The sequence below is a fragment of the Novacetimonas maltaceti genome (assembly GCF_002906255.1).
Lineage (GTDB): Bacteria > Pseudomonadota > Alphaproteobacteria > Acetobacterales > Acetobacteraceae > Novacetimonas > Novacetimonas maltaceti.
Window position 1 is genome coordinate 1 of the sequence record NZ_POTC01000032.1, and the last position, 18,927, is coordinate 18,927.

Consider the following 18,927-nt stretch of genomic DNA (forward strand, 5'->3'; position numbering starts at 1 on the left):
AGGACGGGGCCACGGTGGAGGTGAAGGACTGCGAACTGGTCGGCAGCGCGGAGACCTATCCGCAGGTGACCATGATCTCCGGTGCTCAGGTGACGCTGTCGGGCTGCCGCCTGCGTGACGGGCTGAGCAATGCCGTATGGGTGAAGGAAAAGGGGCAGGCCAGCCTGACGGGTTGCACCATTTCGGGCTTTCACAAGGATTCGGCCATTGATGCGCGCGATGCCGGGTCGAAGCTTGTCGTGTCGGGTACGACCATCCGCGATGGAAAGCGTCCCATCTTGGGGCAGGACGGGGCCACGGTGGAGGTGAAGGACTGCGAACTGGTCGGCAGCGCGGAGACCTATCCGCAGGTGACCATGATCTCCGGTGCTCAGGTGACGCTGTCGGGCTGCCGCCTGCGTGACGGGCTGAGTAATGCCGTATGGGTGAAGGAAAAGGGAAAGGCCAACCTGACGAACTGCACCATATCGGGCTTTCGTAGGGCTGCGGCCTTTGATGCGCACGGTTTCGGATCGGAGATTTCCGCGTGTAGTACGTCCTTTTACAATGTCGATTGTATCCAGAGTAGCGATATAGGGGGCTGGGTCTGGATTTATTGAACATGATTGCCGCAGGTGTCGTGGTGGCGGGGGCCTGATCCGGGCCTGATTACGTCGGACCCGCATGATGGTGCGGGTTCCATGCCCGTGCTGCGTACCAGGCGACTGGACGACCGGGCGTGACGCAGGGTGTTTATCCACATTGTGGCAACCCTGCGTCACGCTGGCGTCCCTGTTGCCTGCCGTGTGTGTATGACAGGTGGGTTACAGCGGGTATGTCCATAAAATCCGTTTGAAAAACAGTGCCATGCACCCTCATGCCCCTTGGGCCTCAGATAGGGACCGGCCCCGTATGGTGGCATGGGCATGGACCGCAGGGGGCTGGTCCATTTCGGGTTTTCTACTGTTTCGCGGGTGTTGTCGCGCTGTTTCCAACAGAATTATCCACAGCCTGAGTCAGCAGCGGCAGGCCATTGTCGCGCGACAGGTCCTCCCACGCCGTGACGATGGCGGGCAGGATCTGCGCGCGTTTCGTGGTGCAGGCCAGCGGCGGCCCCAGCACGATGTGAATGGTGCCCGGATGCTTGATGAAGGCGTTGCGGCCCCAGTGCTGGCCGGAGTCCGTCGCAACCGGGATGACCGGCAGGCCCGAATGCGCCGCCATGGCCGCGATGCCGGGATGCAGTTTGCCGATTTTACCCGGTGGCATGCGCGTGCCTTCGGGGAAGATGATGATCTGGCGGTGGTCTTCGCGCGCCTTGTCGGTGGCCGCCAGCAGCGCACGCAGCGCCTTTGCCCCGCCGGTGCGTTCCACCGGGATCATCCCCGTCAGCAGCAGCATCGGCCCGACCAGCGGGATGCGCGTCAGTTCGCTTTTCATGACATAGGTCGGGCGTTCCACCATGTTCATCCAGACCAGCGTGTCGAACGCCGACTGGTGCTGGCACGCCAGCAGGCACGGCCCGTCGGGCAGATGTTCGCGCCCGTGGACGACGACGCGGATGCCACAGATCAGCTTCAGCCCCCGGATCGTCAGGCGTGTCCATGCCTGGGCATAGGACAGGGCGCATGACGGGATGAACGCACGGATCGGCAGTGCCGCGATCCCCATGACCAGTGTGAGCACGAAGAAATAGAGGTTGAAGATGCAGGCGCGCACGAACGTCATGTCAGGCGAAATCCCTCGGAGGCTGTTTGGAAAGGTGATCCGGGCAACATGCTGAAAACACAAAGGAAGTTTTTGGTGAAGCTTTTTCAAAAAGCTTCAAAAGACGCCGCCTTTCCAAAAAAGGCCGGCATCCGAAAACTTTTGTTTCCATCCAGAAGATTATTTTCACAGACGTCCTTGATGCAAATCGGGAAACGGCAACGGACGGGGGTATGACCCTGTAACACCAGAAAATCCCCGCCAAGACAAGGCGCGCCCCCGCATGGGCGGTGCATCACGGCGTCACGGCAGCAGCGGCCGGGCGGGTATCGTCATGGTGGATCAGGCCGTGCACGGGGCGTGTCCAGCGTGCGGTATCGACGCAGGCCAGCAGCCATTTGTCATATTCGACCACCAGCAGCCGCCATGTCGCAAGGCGGTGTGGGTGCGCAAGGGCGGGCGGCTGCACCGCAAAGGGATACAGCCTGACGCCGGGCGCCGCGCGGGCGATTTCCATCATGGCGCGGCGGATGTGATACCCTGCGGTGACCACGATCAGGGAATGGATGTCATGGGCGCGCACCCATTGCGCCGTTTCATCCGCATTGCCCAGCGTGGAGGTCGCCTGCCGTCCCAGCGTGGTATGCAGCCAGACATCCAGCGGCAGCAGCCGTGGCGTGCGTGTCAGGAAATCGCCCAGCGTCGCGTGCGGGTCCACGCCGGAAATCAGCAGTTGCCCCGCCCGGTGGCGTGCCATCAGTTGCAGCGACGCCTCGATCCGGCCCTGCCCGCCCGTCAGGGCCACCGCCCCGTCGCAGGGCGGGGGCATGCGCGGCGGGCGGCGGGCGTCGCGCACGAACCACACCAGCCCCATCGCCCATGACACCACCAGCACGCATGCCACCCCCAGCGCCAGCAGCATGGTGCGGCGCCGTGCGGGCGCTTTCATGGCAGGCGGCGCAGCCATGCGCGCACCGTCATCTGTGTTGTCACCCATCCCAGCACCGCCGCACCCACCGGCAGCGCGCCCAGCATCGCCAGCAGCGAGGACGGCAGCACGCCGAGCACCTGTGTGGCAGAGGCGGCCGTCCATGCGGCGGGGGAGAACACGGCCTGCATGTCGGGCATGTCCGCGCCATTGAACGGGGCGGCAAGCAGGCACAGCACGACCAGCACCGGCATGGCGAGGAGACTGCCGCACGCGCCCCCCAGCAGCGCAAGCGTACCTACCCGCCATGCAAAGCGCGCGGCGATGTAGCCATCCGTCGCGCCAAGGGAATGGATCAGGTCGATCGCCCGCCTGCGCGCCTGCAGTCCCGCGCGCGTGGCCGCCATGATGACGACGGCCGACACCGCGATGACGATGAAGATCGCCAGCAGCGCGCAGGTCTGCAGGCTGTCGGCCAGGGCGGCGAGGCGGTCGCTCCAGATGCTGTCATGTTCGACGACGATGCCGGGCACCTGCGCCTGCAATGTGCGCATCACGTCATCGGGCAGGTGGTGCGTGTCGCGGGCATGCACCTCGATCACGGCAGGCATCGGCAGGACAAGGTCGCTGCCCTGTTCGACCCATGGCGCAAGCAGGTTGCGCAGTTCCGCGTCCGTCAGGCGATGCACCGCGCCCGCATCCGCGCTGGTGGCGGCGGACAGGGTGGCCATCGCCGCCTGTATCCGTGTCGTCGCGCCATTTCCCGCCGCTGCGGCAGCACCCGGCGTGCCGGTGGCACCTGTGGCCGGGGCATCGGGGTCGGGCACCTGCACGGTCACGACCGCGCCCGCGCCGTGCGTCCAGCGCACGGAGAGCGCATGCGCCCCGATCCCCCCCGCCAGGGCAAGGGCCGCAAGGAACGCCATCGCGCCCACCAGGAACGGCAGCAGCCGGTCGGGGATCGCCTGCCGCAGGGCAAGGCCATCGCGGCGGCGCGTGCCGGGCCACAGGGCCATGCGCTCAGCCCTCCTGCACGAGGTAGCCCTGCATCAGTTCGATCGCATGGGCGGGATATTTGCGCACGAGCGCATCGTTATGTGTCGCCACGACAATGGTGGTGCCCAGTTCCGCCAGGCGGTGGAACATGGTCATCAGTCGCGTGGCCTGCCGGTCGTCGAGCGCATTGGTCGGTTCATCCGCCAGCAGCAGGGCGGGGCGGTGGATGACAGCGCGCGCGATGGCCACGCGCTGCTGCTCCCCCCCCGAAAGCTGTGGCGGCAGCGCATCGAGGCGCGACCCCAGCCCGACCCATTTCATGATGGCGTTGACCTCGTGGCGGATCTCGCTTTCGGGGCGCATCTGCAGGCGCAGCGGCAGCGCCACGTTGTCGAACGCCGACAGGTCATCCAGCAGCCGGAAATCCTGGTAGACGACGCCGATGCGCTGGCGCAGGCGCGCGATCACGCCACGGCGCGCCTGCATCACGGGCACGCCCAGCACGTCGACCATCCCCGATGACGCCCGCGCCTCCAGCGCCAGTATCCGCAGCAGGCTCGACTTCCCCGCGCCGGACGGGCCAAGCAGCCAGCGGAACTCCCCCTGCGCCACGGCCACGCTGACATGGTTCAGCGCCGCACCCTTCTGCGCCGCCGGATAGAGGTAGCTGACGTCCTGAAGCCGGAACATCTGGGGCCTGTTACATGCTGCGCGCCGCGACGGCGGAGGCGGTCGCGCACAGGGCCGCCGCCGCCATCAGCGCCAGCCCGTCAAAGATCAGCGAGGAGGGGGTCAGCAGGTGGCTGCCGACGCTGAGGTGATCGGGGATGGAGTGGGAGACACGGACAATGACGTCATGCGCCTGCGGGTCGCTGGCCTCGGAAGAGGTGCTGACGATCCCCATCAGGTGCGGCAGCGCGCTCCATCCGATCCCCACGATCAGCAGCAGCGGCGCCAGCAGTTCGGCCACCTGCTGCACGAAATAGAACGCGAAATAGCATACGGACCACACCGCGATGCGGATCGCATTGACCCATGCAGGACGTCCGGTGGAGGGGGCGCTATTGGAAAGTGGGCTGTCCATTATCAAATATCTCCGGCATGCAGGTGCAATGCGCCGCCCGGCCTGTGGGGAACGCATTCCTGCCCGAGGTAGCGACGGCTTGTGTTAAATGCAAACTTCTGCCTTGTACACACAGATCGGGGTGCATGGAAACGGATAGCAGCGTGCCGGGGAACCACAACATGGAAGAAGGCGGGCCACCGGGGCACGGCGCCCCCGCGCACGGACAGGCAATGCGCGCGATGGTTGTGTTCGGCATCGGCTCTCGGGTCTATGCCCTGCCGGTGGGGGACGTGCATGAATGTATCCCCGCGCCCGCGCTGTCGCCATTGCCGGTGGAGCTTCCGCACCTGCCGGGATGGTTCTGGCTTGGCGGCGTGCGGGTGCCGGTCATCGACCTTGCGGTCCTGATGGGGCTGCGCGCGCCCGTGGCGCTGCAGGCGTCGGACCTGCTCTACCGCCCGCTGCTGCTTTGCCCGGTCGCGGGCATGGGCGGCGGCATGGGGCCTGCCGGCGCGCAGGCGGCCACGCCCTGGGTTGCGCTGCTGGTGGACCGGGTGGTCGATGTGATGCAGGTGCGCGCCGATGCGATCATGCCGGTCGGTATTGATCGCGGGGCGGGAGACTGTATTGTCGGCGAAATCGAGCGCGGGGGCGAACCACCCGCCATCGTGATGGAGATGGATGGCGTGCTGCGACACAGCGAACGTCACAGGCTGGCGGGCCTGATGGCGCGGGAGGAAGAGCGCGCCGCGCTGTGGGCCACGGATGGGGCGCGCGATGTCTGAGGTCAGCGCCGGGCTGCGTCGGGTCATCTCCGTGATTACCGCGCGGACCGGCCTGCATTACTATACCGACAAGCCGGCGCTGCTGGAAAAGATCATCGCGGCGCGGATGGCGGCGCTGGGGTGCCGGGGATATCTCGATTATCTCGAGCATCTCAATGACGGGGCGCTTGGCGATGCGGAATGGCGGGAACTGGAATCCGCCGTCACCATCGGGGAGACGTTCTTCTTCCGCTATGCCGAGCAGTTCCGCGCGCTTGAGGCCACGATCCTGCCCGAACTGCTCGCCCGCCTGCGCACGGTGCGCGTGCTGCGGATCTGGAGCGTGGGCTGCGCCAACGGGGCGGAACCGTATTCCGTGGCCATCGTGCTCAGGCAGTTGCTCGAACGCCGGGGCGAGGACGGGTGGACCATCGAGATCCTGGGCACCGACATCAGCACCCGTGCGCTCGATCAGGCGCGGCGGGCGGAATTCGGCTGGTGGGCGCTGCGTGACCTGACCTCCAGGCAGCGCGCGGACTGGTTCGTCCCGGTGGTGGAGGGACGGACATGGCGGCTCAAGGACTGCTATCGCCAGATGGTGCGCTTCCGCCATGCCAACATCATGGACCTGCCGCACGGGCGCGGGCAGGTCGGGCCGTTCGACCTCGTGCTGTGCCGCAACGTGCTGATCTATTTCGACCCGGTGCAGGTTGCGCGGCTTGTGCGCGAAATGGCGCAGCGCATGACGGCGGGGGGATGGATGCTTGTCGGGCATTCCGAACCGATGGAGCAGTTCGAGAATTTCATGCAGCCCGTGCGCCTGCCCGGCACGATGGCCTTCCGCACGCGCGAACGCGGGGAGGGCCGCGCCGCCCATTCCCCCGTGGGCGGGCCAGGTGCCGCGCCGCGCCTGCCCGCCGTCCCGCCGCGTCCCGTGCGCGCGATGCGCCATGTCCCGTCATCCGCGCGTGGCCCCGTGGCCGGCCCCACGGGGGAGGCGCCGGATGGCCCCGTTGCCGATCCGATGGCCGAGGGCACGCGCGATGGGGGCAGGGAGGCGGGGATCCTGCGCACCATCCGCCAGTTGGCCGACAGTGGCGCGCCACGCCGCGCGGTGGGGATGTGCCGCGAATACCTGCGCCGCGCGCCCATGGCGGTCGGGGTCTATTTCATGCTGGGCATCCTTTTGCTGGCGCTGGGCGAACATGAAGGCGCGGTGGAGGGATTCCGTCGCGTGATCTACCTGCGCCGTGGCCATGTGATGGCGCGATGCTACCTCGCGCACCTGCTGGAGGGCACGGGGGCCGCGGAAGATGCGCGCCGCCTGCGCGCGCAGGCGCGTGAACTCGCGATGTGCCTGTCCGCGACGCATGTCCTCGAAGGGGGCGGGGGCCTGACGGCGGGGGGACTGCTGCGGATATTGCAGGACAAGGAAAACCATGACGCGGGGCTGCTGGCCGCGCTGCCTGACATCGCATCGGGCCTGTCGTGACCCGGCGCGGTGATCCGGCGGGGGGGGATATGCCCGCGCACGCGCCCCCCGGCGAAGGGACGCAGGAACGGTTTGCCCGGCGCATGCTGGCCGAACGCGCAGCCCAGCTTGCCGCCCGGCGCGACGGGAATGCCATGCAGGGCGCGCCGGGGCGGCGGATGCTGGTGCTCGACGTCGGGGGGCGCGAATGCTGCATCGACCTTGATGCGGTGCTGCGCGTGACCGACCCGGCATGGAGCGACATGCCCCGCCGCCCCGACTGTCCCGCCAGCGTGCGTGGCGTGTATGGGTATCAGGGGGATCTCTATACCGTGTTCGACCTCGCCATGCTGCTGGAGGAGGAGGCGCAGCCTGCGCCGGGGGCCATGATCCTGCTGCGTTCGGTGTCTTCCGTGCCGCTTGCGCGCATCGCGCTGCTTGCGGGCGCGGCCAGAGGCGTTATGGATATTCCCGCCACCGCGCCATCCGTCCTGCCATCGGGCTTTCCCACCGCCGTGCTGCCCGGTGGGCGGCATGTCGTGGTGCTGGACCCGGTGCGTCTTTTTTCCGTCCGTTATTCCGGAGTGTAGCCTGTCGTGACGATTGCAAACCGTCTGTTGTTCGGCTTCATGGTCGGCGTCCTGCTGATGGTCTCGCTTGGCGTCTATGCGCTGGGGCAGATCCGCGACGTCCGCGATGAAATGACCATCATCGTCACGCGCGACCTTACGGTCTACCGGCAGTTGACGCAGATCCGCGTCGACGAGACCGACCTCGCGGCGCGGCGCCTTGCGATCGTCGCGCATTATTACGCCCATGATTACGAAAACGCGCCCGGCGCGCTTGATGACGCGATTTCCGACTGGGATGAGCGCGCGCACCAGGCTGACGAACTGCTCCGCCTTGTCACCGCCGGCGCGGACGAGGCGGAACGCCTGGCCCAGTCCACCGACCAGCGTGACATGTTCGGCACCGTGTCGGGGCAGTTGCGTGAAATGTCGCAGCAGGTGCTGGTGGATGAACGCGCGGTCGGCGCGCTGTTCCACGCGATGCGCGCGGGCGACCAGCAGGTGGTGCGCGAACAGGTCGGGCGCATCGAAAGCCGGGAGAAGGAGATCGACCAGTTGGTCAGCCAGGCGGCCTCCCTGCTGGACCGCGGGGTGCTGGTTGCGGAAACGCAGGGTGGCGCCTCGTATGACTACAGCCGCCGTTCGCTGGCCATCGGGCTGGGGGCCGCGGTGATCGTGGCGCTGATCGTGACGTTCTGGACGCGGCGTTCGATCATGGAACCGCTGGCCTCCATCATGCATGTGATGGAACGCGTGGGGCATGGCGACCTTGCCACCCGTGCGAAGGTGGGGGACATGGGCGAAAACCGTGACGAGGTGGCGCGCCTTGCCGCCGGGCTGAACCGCATGATCGACGGCCTGCGTGAAATCGCCCGCCAGAGCGGGGAAGTCACGCGCGACCTTGACGTCGCCGTCGCCGACATTCGCGCCTCCACCCAGCAGCAGGCCGCAAGCGTGGAGGAACAGTTCGCCGCCATCCAGGAAACGGCCGCGACCGTGGACCAGATCACCCATTCCGGCGCGCAGATCAGCAAGCGCGCGCGGGAGGTGATTTCCTCGGCCGAGGTGATCGTCCACAGTTCGGCAAGCGGGCTCGAGGCCGTGGAGGAGACGGCCCGCGCCATGGCCCGCACCCATGAGGGGGCCGAGGCCGTGGCGTCGAACATCGTCGCCCTGTCCGAACGGACCGAGGCGATCAGCGAGATCATCACCACCGTCAATGATCTGTCGGAACGCTCCCACCTGCTTGCGCTCAATGCCGCGATCGAGGCTGCGGCGGCGGGCGAGCACGGGCGTTCCTTCGCCGTGGTCGCGGCCGAGATGAAGATCCTTGCCGACCAGTCGCGCGATGCGACGCAGAACGTGCGCTCCATCCTTGGCGACATCCAGCGCGGCATCAACACCTCGGTCATGCTGACGGAGGAAGCGGTCAAGCGTGTCTCCGCCGGGCGCGAGCGCACCGACATCGCCTACAAGACCATCGAGCGCATGACCGGCGGGATCGAGGAGGGCGTGCATGCGTTCCAGCAGATCGTCGCCTCCACCAACCAGCAGCAGCTTGGCATCGAGCAGGTCATGACCGCATTGCAGAGCATCCGCCAGGCCAGCCAGCAGACATCGGGCGGCACGCGCAACCTGGAGGCATCGGCCAGCAACCTGGGCAAGCTGTCGAAGCAGTTGCTGGCGATTTCCGCCCGCTACCGGACCTGACGCCCGGTTGTGGTTGACCTCAGGCAGGAGCTCCTGGCGGTTTTCGACGCGGAATATCGCGACCATCTGCGCGTCATCCGCGATCTGCTGAATACCTGGTGCGGCACAAGGCAGGCGCTGGCGGAAATCTTCCGTCGCATGCACTCGCTCAAGGGGGCGGCGCGCGCGGTGGAAATCCCGGCGGTGGAGGAAATCGCCCACGCGGTGGAAAACCGCCTGTCCACGCTGATGGAACGTGGCGGCACGCTGGATGATGCAGATATCGCGATCATTTCACATGCCCTTGACGATATCGACGCCATCATGGAACCCGCGCCGCCGCCCGATGCGGCCCCGGACGCCGGTGCTGGCGCGGACGGGCGCGCAGTCGCGGCCACGCCCGCCAGCGAAGGCGCGGAGGCCTATGTGCAGGTTCCCGTCTCCCGCCTTGATGCGCTGTCGGGGGCGGTGCACGACCTGCTGGGGGTGGCCGAGCGCCACGACCGGCTGTGGGAAAAGCTGAGCGACCTGCTGCGTGACATGCGCGCGCTGTCGCATGCGCCCCAACGCATCCATGCCGACCCGGTCGCGATGTTTTCGCGCATGACGCGGCGGCTGATGGCCATCGGGCGGGAACATGAACTGATGACCGGGCAGGGCGACCGCGCCCTGCTGCGCCTTGGCGAGGAAGTGCACGCCATCAGCCTCGTGCCTGCGGGGACGGTGTTCGGCTCGCTCGCCGCGATGGCGCGGCGCATCGCGCGCGAACATGGTGGCGCGCAGGCTCAGGTGGAGGTGCGGCTGCGCGGGATGGAGGTGCAGGCCGAACGCCGTGTGATGCAGGCGCTGCGCGATCCCGTGCTGCACCTGCTGCGCAATGCCATCGTCCATGGCCATGAAAGCCGCGCGCAGCGGCTGAAGGCCGGCAAGCCGGAGCATCAGACCATCACCCTGACGGTCACGCTGACGGGGGTGCGCCTGCAGGTCAGGGTCAGTGACGACGGGTGCGGCCCCGACCTGAAGGCGATCGCCGCGCGCGCGGTGCGCCAGGGCATGATCCATGTCGATGCGCCGCTCGATGCGCGGCAACTGCTGGCGCGGGTGTTCGAACCCGGCTTTTCCACCCGCGCGCATGTGGACCACCTTGCCGGCCGAGGCGTCGGCCTGTCGATCGTGGCGGAGGCCGCGCGCGCCCTGCACGGCACCGTGGCCATGGAACAGGGGCAGCCATGCGGCACGGTCGTGACCCTGACGGTGCCCGTCTCGCAACGCCAGCGCACCGTCCTGCTGGTGGAAAACGGGGAGCGGATGATCGGCCTGCCCGGGCGCGTCATCCGGCACCTGCTGCGGGTGATGCGCGATGAGATCCGCATGATCGACGGCTGCCCGTTCGCGGTCCTGCCGCATCCGGACACACGGGACGCGCCGGCGCGGGACAGGGACGCGCAGGCGCCCGAGGAACTGGTGCCCATCGTCCCGCTGTCGGCCTTTGTGGGGGGGGACGATGCCCCCGTCGGCCTGCCGGTGCGCAGCGGGGCCGTGACGGTCGCGGTGATGGAGGTCGATGGCGTGTCGTGCGGTTTCGCCGTTGAGCGGATGGTCGAGGTGCGCACGCTGCTGATTTCCGATGCCTCCGCCGTGGGGCTGGACAGTGAACTGGTGCCCGGCATCGCCTGGCCGCGCGAGGACCGTCCCGTCTTCGTCATCAGTCCCGACCGCCTGTTTGAACGCTGGCGCGCGCGAAAGGGCAGGGGCATGGACTTCGCGCCCGCCCCGCCGCCGCAGGCCACGCCAGAGGCCCGGCGCGCGCCGCTGGTGCTGGTGGTTGATGATTCCATCACCACGCGCACCCTGCAGAAGACGATTCTGCAGGCCCATGGCTTTGACGTGATGCTGGCAGTGGACGGGGAGGAGGCGCTGATGCTGCTGCTGCAGTCGTCGCGCCGGGTGGATGTGGTTGTGACCGACGTGGAGATGCCTCGCATGGACGGTTTCGCGCTGCTGGCGGCCATCCGCGCCGACCCGCGCCTGGCGGACATTCCCGTCGTGCTGATGACGTCGCGCGACAATGACGAGGAGATACGCCGCGGGCTTGAAGGTGGCGCGCGCGCCTATATCACCAAGCAGAAATTCGACCAGGGCGAACTGCTGGCGACGATCCGGGGGCTGTTGTGATCCATACCCCTGCCGCAGCCCCGCGTTCCGTCCTGGTGGTGGAGGATTCGGCCGTCCTGCGCCACCTGCTGTCGCACAGCATCCGCAACGACCCGCGCCTGCGCCTGATCGACGCGGTCGAAAGCGCGGAGGAGGCGATCCGCCTTGTCCCGCACCTGCGCCCGGACGTGATTTCGATGGATGTCTGCCTGCCGGGCATGGACGGGCTGGAGGCGACGCGCCGCATCATGGCGCAGTGCCCGACCCCCATCGTCATCGTCAGCGACGCGCTGGATGCGCAGGTGTCGATGAACGCGCTGCGTTCGGGCGCGCTTGCGGTGATCGAGAAGCCGCGCGGCCTGACATCGGAAGCCGGGCGCGCCGCCGTCAGCGCGATCACGACGCAGCTTTACATCATGAGCCAGGTGCCCGTGATCCGCCGGCGCCTGCCCGATGCACGGCCGCCGCAGGTCCCGCCGCCTGCGCCATGGACCGTCCCGCCACGCATCCTCGCCCTTGCCGCCTCCACCGGGGGGCCGCGCGCCTTTGCGCAGGTGCTGGGCGCGTTGCCGGTGGATTTTCCCATTCCCGTCGTCGGCGTGCAGCATATGGGCGGCCCGTTCATGGAGGGGTTCGCCCACTGGCTGGACCAGCAGGTGCCCATGCCGGTCGCGCTCGCGCGCCATGGCGATGTGCTGCGGCGTGGCCATGTCTATATCGCGCCGGGCGACCGGCACCTGGGGGTCGGCACACGGGGGGAGGCGGTGCTGCTCGACATGCCGCCGGTGCAGGGGCAGCGGCCGTCGGCGTCGGTCCTGTTTTCATCCGTTGCCCGCGCCTATGGCCGTGGCGCTCTGGGCGTGCTGATGACCGGGATGGGGGAGGACGGGGCGCAGGGCCTTGGCGACATGCGCCGCGCGGGTGGCTATACCATGACGGAGGACCGCAGCACCGCCGTCATCCATGGCATGCCGGGGGCTGCGGAACGTGCCGGCGCGACCTGCATCAGCCTGCCGCTGCCTGACATCGCCCCGCATATCGAGCGGCTCCTCGCCGATAGCGCCGCCCCGCCCGAGGGGACGCTCCCCGGGCGACAGATACCACGGAACATGGCCTGATCATGACAGTACAGCCCGATGACGACCGCCCCGCCACCGTCCTTCTGGTGGAGGATTCCGATACGCAGGCGCTGCGCATCCGCTACATGCTGCAGGGCCATGGCTTTACCGTGGAACGCGTCGCAAGCGGGGAGGCGGCGCTCGATACGCTCGACAGCCATATCCCCGACCTCGTGATCGCGGACTACCACCTGCCGGGCATGAATGGCGGGCAGCTTGCGCGGCAGTTGCGCATGAACGCGGTGACGCGCACCATCCCCGTCCTGATCCTGACCGAGGGCATAGAGCCGGGGCTGGAGCGCGAAGGGCTGGAGAGCGGGGCCGACGCCTATGTGCCCAAATCCTCGGACTCGGAACTGATCGTCTTTCGCATCCGCGCGCTCCTGCGTGAATATGCGGGCAATGTCCGCGCCCGTCCGGGGCGCGTGTTCCGCCGTGCGCGCATCCTTGTCGTCACGCCGCGCCATGACGCGACCACCGACGGGGGAAAGGTCGGGGCGCTGATCGACCTGCTGCAGCGCGACGGGCATATCGTGACCATCTGCGCCGATCCCGCGCATTTCGACCGGCAGATTCTGCTCGACCCCGAACGCGCGCCCGACTGCGTGGTGGTGGACCTGACGGTGGGCGGGTTCGATGGCGTGGTCTTCTGCCGCAGGCTTGACGAACTGCGCCAGGAGGTGCTGATGCGGGGCGGCGTGCCGCTGCGTATCCTTGCGATCAGTCCGCCCTGCCCGGACCAGCGGGAATTTTCCGCCCGCGTGTTTGAAACGGGCGTTGACGACCTTGTGCCCGATGATGTCGCGCCTTCCGTTCTGGCGCTGCGCATCCGCGTGCTGGTGCGGCGCAAGCTGTTGCAGGATGACGTCCGCCGCATCGAGGTGGAACGCCAGAACCGCGAGATCGCGATCAAGAGCGCGCGCGCCGAGGCCGCCGCCATCGCATCGAAGGCCTCGCTGGCGGAGGCGCTGGAACAGGCCAACCGTGAACTGGCCGATGCCAACCGCAAGCTGATCGAGACGCAGGGCAAGCTGGTGCAGACGGCCAAGATGGCGTCGCTGGGTGAACTGGTGGCGGGCATCGCGCACGAGATCAACAACCCGCTGGCCTTCATCCTCGCGCACAAGGATACCGTGGCGCGGGGACTGGAGCGCGTGATGGAGATGGAGGACGCCTCCACCGACACCGGCCGTGACGGGCGCGAGGCGATCCTGCGCAAATGCCGCGACCGCGTGGCGTCGATGAACCTTGGCCTGCGCCGGATCCAGAACCTCGTGCTGAACCTGCGCAAGTTCTCGCGGCTGGACGAGGGGCTGTTCCAGGTCATCGACGTGCCCGAAGCGCTGGAGACGGTGCTGGCGCTGCTGACGCAGAAACTGGGCAATGGCATTGTCGTGCATCGCGACTATACCGCGCCGGAGCGGCTGTACTGCCAGGCGGCGCTGCTCAACCAGGTCATCATGAATATTATCAGCAATGCCGCCGATGCAATTCTGGAGGCGGCGGAACGTGATAATCCCTTGTCTGACACACCGGCGCAGGGCCGGATCGACATCCGCACCGAACTCAGGCGCGAAGGGGAGGATGGAACTCCCCATTACGTCTTCACCATTTCCGATACCGGGCCGGGCGTCGCGCCGGAGGTGCAGGAACGTATCTTCGAACCCTTCTTCACCACCAAGCCGGTGGGCGCGGGAACGGGGCTGGGGCTTGCGATCGCCTATGGCGTGGTGCAGGCCCATCAGGGGACGCTGACGGTCGCCAACCGCGCGCAGGGGGGCGCGCAGTTCACCATTTCGGTGCCATGGCGCGCGCAGGATTCCGATGACGCGCATGGCAGGGCGGACGGCCCCGCCCCGAAAGGGCACGCACCGGGCACGCAGGCTGCCGCGGGCGGGCCGGCATCGGGCGGACAGGCAGGGCAGGCATGATGGGAAAGAGCATGACAACGACAACACAGCCCGCGCGTCCCGTCATCCTGGTGGTGGATGACGAGCCCGAGATCCTCGTCGCCCTGACGGACCTGCTCGAAGATGCCTTCAGTGTCGTCTCCACCACGTCGCCGGTGGAGGCGCTGGAGATCCTCGCGCAGCGCAACGATGTCGATGTCATCGTCTCCGACCAGCGCATGCCCGAGATGGGCGGCGATGTCATGCTGGCCCGCGCGCGTGAGATTTCCGACGCGCAGGCGATCCTGCTGACGGGATATGCGGATATCGGCGCGGTGGCCGCGGCCCTGAACCAGGGGCGCATCTCCTTTTATTCGCACAAGCCGTGGGACCCCGACGCCCTGCGCGCGATGATCGTGCAGGCCGCGGACTATCACCGGCTGGAACGCGAACTGCGCACCGAACGCCAGTTGCTGCACGGGCTGCTCAACAACCTGCGCGCGGGCCTTGGCTTCAAGGATGCCCAGGGGCGCTTCGTGCGCATCAACCGCCAGGCGGCCGATTTCTATGACCGCGACATTGCCGACTGCCTTGGCCAGCGGGAGGAGGACCTGTGTGACCCCGTGCTGCTGCCCGCCCTGCGCGCGGCGGAGGAGCGCATGCGTGCCGAAGGCCGTGACGAGGCCGCGGTCGAACTGCCACCGCAGGTCGGGCGCGCCCACGGCCGCTGGCGCGAGTTCACGCGCGTCGTGCTTGAGGACGGGGAAAGTCCCGATGTCTATTCCGTGGTCATCAACCGCGACATCACCCGCCAGCAGGAAATGGAAGGCCGCCTGCGGCAGGCGGAAAAGATGCAGGCCCTTGGCACGATGGCTGGCGGGATCGCGCATGATTTCAACAACCTGCTGACGGCGGTGCTGGGGTCGCTCGAACTGGCGCATGAAATGCTGCCGGAGGACGAGGGCGCGGTGCTGCGACTGCTTGACAACGCCACGGCGGCGGCGCGGCGCGGGGCGTCGCTGACGCGCAGGCTGCTCAATTTCAGCCGCCCGCGCGACCTGAGCCTTGAGCCGATCGACGTCAATGCCCTGCTGCATGGCATGAAGGACCTGCTGGCGCAGACCGTGGTGTCGCGGCAGGACAAGGGACTGGCGACGCCGTGTTCCATCGTTGTCGATACCGCTGCATCGGACGGGGCGCTGCCGCCGGTCTGCACCGATGCGGGGCAACTTGAACTCGCGGTGCTCAACCTGTGCATCAATGCCGTGGACGCCATGCCCGAAGGGGGCGTGATCCGCGTGTCCACCGCGCTCAAGCGCGTGCGCGAAGTCGTGGCGGGCACCAACCTTGTCCCCGGCAGCTATGTCATGGTGTCGGTGCAGGATCAGGGCATGGGCATGTCGGAGGAGACGCTGGCGCGCGTGTTCGAACCGTTCTTCACCACCAAGGATGTCGGACGGGGCACCGGGCTTGGCCTGTCGATGATCTATGGATTCGTCCGCCATGTCGGTGGCGAGGTGCAGGTCCACAGCACTCCCGGCGCGGGCACGCGCGTGGACCTGTGCCTGCCGGTGCAGGATGGCACCGTGCGGGAGGAAAAGGCGGACGGGACCGTGCCGTCGACCATGCCCGACCGGCCGCTGCGCATCATGGTCGTTGACGATGAACCGGGCGTGCGCGCGGTCACGGCAGGGTTCCTGCGCGCCCGCGGGCACGAGGTCCACGATTATGCCGGGGGCAGGGCCGCCGTCGCCGCGCTGGAAGAAGGGGGGCTGGGCCCGCTCGACCTTGTCATCATGGACGTGATGATGCCTGAGATGGGCGGTCAGGAAACCGCGCACCGCCTGCAGGCGATCCAGCCGGACCTGAAGGTGCTGTACCTGACCGGATATGCCAACCTTGGCACCCTGCCGAAGGGGGGGAATGTCATGCACAAGCCCTTCACCCGCGCGGGACTGGCCGAACAGATCGGGCGAATCATGCGCGGCGGGGCCGCAGCAGCGCCGGGCGGGGGCGAAGCAGGGCACGGATGACGCCGCGCCCCCTTGTGCTGTGGGGCAAATCTCCTATTTCTTCATGATATGCAAGATCATCATCCAAACCCCCACGATCCGATTGGCTGGCACGGCACAACCATCCTGTGCGTGCGGCGCGACAACCAGGTGGCGATGGCCGGTGACGGCCAGGTGACGCTGGGTGCGACCGTCATCAAGGGCAATGCGCGCAAGGTGCGCCGCATCGGCCCGTCGGGCAGCATCCTTGCCGGGTTCGCCGGTGCGACCGCCGATGCCTTTACCCTGCTCGAACGGCTGGAGGCCAAGCTGGAGCGGTATCCGAACCAGCTGGAGCGCGCCTGCGTCGAACTGGCGAAGGACTGGCGTACCGACCGCTACCTGCGGCGGCTGGAGGCGATGATGGCCGTCGCCGATGCGGATCATTCCTATACCCTGACCGGCAACGGCGACGTGCTGGAGCCAGAGGACGGCATCATCGCCATCGGCTCGGGCGGGAACTACGCCCTGTCGGCGGCGCGTGCGCTGCTGGGGATCGAGGGGCTGAGCGCGCGTGAAATCGCGCAGCGTTCGATGAAGATCGCAGGTGATATCTGCGTTTACACGAATTATTCCGTCACGGTGGAAACGCTGGGCGGTGGGACGGACAAGGTAGAGGCATGATGGAAATCCCCAATCATTCCCCGCGGGAAATCGTCTCCGAACTCGACCGGTTCATCATCGGGCAGACCGACGCCAAGCGCGCGGTGGCCATCGCGCTGCGCAACCGCTGGCGGCGCGCGCAACTGCCCGAGGGCCTGCGCGAGGAGGTCGTGCCCAAGAACATCCTGATGATCGGCCCGACCGGCTGTGGCAAGACCGAGATCGCGCGTCGCCTTGCCCGCCTGGCGCAGGCGCCGTTCCTGAAGGTCGAGGCCACGAAGTTCACCGAAGTCGGCTATGTCGGGCGTGACGTGGAGAGCATCGTGCGTGACCTTGTCGAGGTCTCGATCAACATGCTGCGTGACCTGCGCCGCAAGGACGTGCAGGCAAAGGCGGAAATGGCGGCAGAGAACAGCCTGCTCGACGCGCTGGTGGGCGAAGGCGCATCCGCTGACACCCGCAACAAGTTCCGCCGCATGCTGCGCAATGGCGAACTGGAGGCCAAGGAGGTCGAGATCTCGGTGACGGAGGGGCCGTCCCCGTCGGGGCAGGCGGACATGCCGAACATGACGCCAGGCACGGTCATCAACTTCTCCGACATGATGAAGGGCTTCATGAACCGCATGCCCCAGCGCCGCCGCATGACGGTGGCCGAGGCCCGCGCCGCCCTGACGCGCGAGGAAGCGGACAAGATGCTCGATACCGAGAGCCTGACGCGCGAGGCGGTGGCCCATGCGCAGGATCATGGCATCGTCTTCCTTGATGAGATCGACAAGGTCTGCGCCCGTGCCGAAAGCGGCGCGCGCGGTGGCGATGTCTCGCGCGAGGGGGTGCAGCGCGACCTGCTGCCCCTGATCGAGGGGACGACGGTTTCGACCAAATACGGCCCCGTGCGCACGGACCATATCCTGTTCATCGCGTCGGGCGCATTCCATATCGCCAAGCCCTCGGACCTGCTGCCCGAACTGCAGGGGCGCCTGCCGATCCGCGTGGAACTGTCGTCGCTGACGCGCCAGGACCTGCGCCGCATCCTGACGGAGCCGGAACATTCGCTGCTGACACAGTATATCGCGCTGATGGGCACGGAGAAGGTGACGCTGAGCTTTACCGACGATGCTGTGGATGCGCTGGCCGAACTGGCCGCCGACATCAACGAGCGGGTGGAGAATATCGGCGCGCGCAGGCTGGCGACCGTGATCGAACGCCTGCTGGAGGAGGTGTCGTTTACCGCCACCGACCGCGCGGGGCAGAGCGTGGAGATCACGGCGGCCGATGTTCAGGAAAAAGTCGCCCCGCTGGCGCGCAAGGGCGATCTGAGCCGCTTTATCCTGTAAATCCCCATCCATATATTGGCAGATGTTTTTGGACGCCGCCTTTGCGTGAAAAGGCGGCGTTCTTTGAAGCTTTTTGGAAAATGCTTCACCAAAAACTTCTTTATGATTTGCAGGCCACGGCTGGGACGTGTGTGCTTGCGCGCAAGAGGAAGAAGATGACGGATCCATTCGTAAAGCCCGAAGACGATACGGCGGCAGATGCGATTGCGGCGATTGCCGATGAACTGGCGCTGTTCGATGACTGGATGGATCGGTACCAGTACATCATCGAACTCGGCCGCAAGCTGCCTCCCTTCCCCAAGGAATGGGCGAACGACGCACACCGCGTGCCCGGTTGCCAGAGCCAGGTCTGGCTGGAGGCGAAGGAGGAGGGCGATGCCCTGTTCCTGGCCGGGGCGTCTGATGCGGCGATTGTTTCCGGCCTGGTGGCGCTGCTGCTGCGGGTCTATTCCGGCCGCAGCAGGGCCGAGATCCTGGCGACCGATCCCGGTTTCCTGCGGGAACTGGGGCTGGTGCAGGCGCTCTCCACCAACCGTGGCAACGGGGTGGAGGCCATGGCCCGCGCCATCCGCAAGGCCGCGGCCACGCAGGACGCGGCCTGAACAGCCG

Annotated in this window: 17 protein-coding genes; 12 read left to right on the forward strand and 5 right to left on the reverse strand. The window is 67.3% G+C overall.

Annotated features, from left to right (window positions below):
• Positions 1 to 599 (forward strand): right-handed parallel beta-helix repeat-containing protein (locus tag KMAL_RS11170; RefSeq protein ID WP_146044206.1); only part of this gene is annotated, 599 nt, incomplete at its 5' end.
• Between the two features lie 340 nt (positions 600 to 939).
• Here KMAL_RS11170 and KMAL_RS11175 read toward each other — a convergent pair.
• The 5 genes from KMAL_RS11175 to KMAL_RS11195 all read right to left on the reverse strand — a co-directional run bounded on the left by KMAL_RS11175 (position 940) and on the right by KMAL_RS11195 (position 4,694).
• Positions 940 to 1,707 (reverse strand): lysophospholipid acyltransferase family protein, encoded by a 768-nt coding sequence (locus KMAL_RS11175; protein ID WP_110095786.1) that lies wholly within the window; start codon positions 1,705 to 1,707, stop codon positions 940 to 942.
• 274 nt (positions 1,708 to 1,981) lie between these two features.
• Positions 1,982 to 2,653, reverse strand: coding sequence for a YdcF family protein (locus tag KMAL_RS11180; RefSeq protein WP_110095787.1), 672 nt, complete (start codon positions 2,651 to 2,653; stop codon positions 1,982 to 1,984).
• On the reverse strand, positions 2,632 to 3,630 hold the full coding sequence (locus KMAL_RS11185) for a cell division protein FtsX (protein ID WP_110095788.1): 999 nt from the start codon (positions 3,628 to 3,630) through the stop codon (positions 2,632 to 2,634). The genes KMAL_RS11180 and KMAL_RS11185 overlap by 22 nt, the downstream gene beginning before the upstream one ends.
• 4 nt (positions 3,631 to 3,634) lie before the next feature.
• Entirely contained in the window at positions 3,635 to 4,300 is a 666-nt protein-coding gene (locus KMAL_RS11190) for a cell division ATP-binding protein FtsE (protein ID WP_110095789.1), read from the reverse strand.
• A 10-nt stretch (positions 4,301 to 4,310) separates the two neighbouring features.
• Positions 4,311 to 4,694 carry a hypothetical protein gene (locus KMAL_RS11195; RefSeq protein ID WP_110095790.1) on the reverse strand — a complete coding sequence of 128 codons (384 nt, stop codon included), beginning with the start codon at positions 4,692 to 4,694 and terminating at the stop codon, positions 4,311 to 4,313.
• Between the two features lie 125 nt (positions 4,695 to 4,819).
• Between KMAL_RS11195 and KMAL_RS11200 the strand changes: the two genes are divergently transcribed.
• The 11 genes from KMAL_RS11200 to KMAL_RS11250 all read left to right on the forward strand — a co-directional run bounded on the left by KMAL_RS11200 (position 4,820) and on the right by KMAL_RS11250 (position 18,920).
• Positions 4,820 to 5,461 carry a chemotaxis protein CheW gene (locus tag KMAL_RS11200; RefSeq protein ID WP_167400061.1) on the forward strand — a complete coding sequence of 214 codons (642 nt, stop codon included), beginning with the start codon at positions 4,820 to 4,822 and terminating at the stop codon, positions 5,459 to 5,461.
• A complete protein-coding gene (locus KMAL_RS11205; protein ID WP_239020094.1) occupies positions 5,454 to 6,932 on the forward strand; it encodes a CheR family methyltransferase in 1,479 nt (492 codons plus the stop codon). The genes KMAL_RS11200 and KMAL_RS11205 overlap by 8 nt, the downstream gene beginning before the upstream one ends.
• A complete protein-coding gene (locus KMAL_RS11210; RefSeq protein ID WP_338043498.1) occupies positions 6,929 to 7,501 on the forward strand; it encodes a chemotaxis protein CheW in 573 nt (190 codons plus the stop codon). The genes KMAL_RS11205 and KMAL_RS11210 overlap by 4 nt, the downstream gene beginning before the upstream one ends.
• Positions 7,502 to 7,507: 6 nt before the next feature.
• The gene (locus tag KMAL_RS11215) at positions 7,508 to 9,190 is read left to right on the forward strand and encodes a methyl-accepting chemotaxis protein (protein WP_110095793.1); all 1,683 of its coding nucleotides are present in this window, start codon (positions 7,508 to 7,510) and stop codon (positions 9,188 to 9,190) included.
• Between the two features lie 9 nt (positions 9,191 to 9,199).
• Positions 9,200 to 11,344, forward strand: coding sequence for a response regulator (locus KMAL_RS11220; RefSeq protein ID WP_110095794.1), 2,145 nt, complete (start codon positions 9,200 to 9,202; stop codon positions 11,342 to 11,344).
• Positions 11,341 to 12,441, forward strand: a complete 1,101-nt coding sequence (cheB, locus tag KMAL_RS11225) for a chemotaxis-specific protein-glutamate methyltransferase CheB (RefSeq protein WP_408887919.1) — start codon at positions 11,341 to 11,343, stop codon at positions 12,439 to 12,441. The genes KMAL_RS11220 and cheB overlap by 4 nt, the downstream gene beginning before the upstream one ends.
• A 2-nt stretch (positions 12,442 to 12,443) precedes the next feature.
• A complete protein-coding gene (locus tag KMAL_RS11230) occupies positions 12,444 to 14,372 on the forward strand; it encodes a response regulator (protein ID WP_239020095.1) in 1,929 nt (642 codons plus the stop codon).
• An 11-nt stretch (positions 14,373 to 14,383) separates the two neighbouring features.
• Positions 14,384 to 16,363 (forward strand): ATP-binding response regulator, encoded by a 1,980-nt coding sequence (locus tag KMAL_RS11235; protein WP_110095795.1) that lies wholly within the window; start codon positions 14,384 to 14,386, stop codon positions 16,361 to 16,363.
• Positions 16,364 to 16,411: 48 nt separating this feature from the next.
• Positions 16,412 to 17,005, forward strand: coding sequence for an ATP-dependent protease subunit HslV (gene hslV / locus KMAL_RS11240; RefSeq protein ID WP_110095796.1), 594 nt, complete (start codon positions 16,412 to 16,414; stop codon positions 17,003 to 17,005).
• A complete protein-coding gene (gene hslU, locus KMAL_RS11245) occupies positions 17,005 to 18,318 on the forward strand; it encodes an ATP-dependent protease ATPase subunit HslU (RefSeq protein ID WP_110095813.1) in 1,314 nt (437 codons plus the stop codon). The genes hslV and hslU overlap by 1 nt, the downstream gene beginning before the upstream one ends.
• A 155-nt stretch (positions 18,319 to 18,473) precedes the next feature.
• Complete coding sequence (locus tag KMAL_RS11250; protein ID WP_110095797.1) at positions 18,474 to 18,920, forward strand: SufE family protein; 447 nt, start codon at positions 18,474 to 18,476, stop codon at positions 18,918 to 18,920.
• The last annotated feature ends 7 nt before the right edge of the window (positions 18,921 to 18,927 follow it).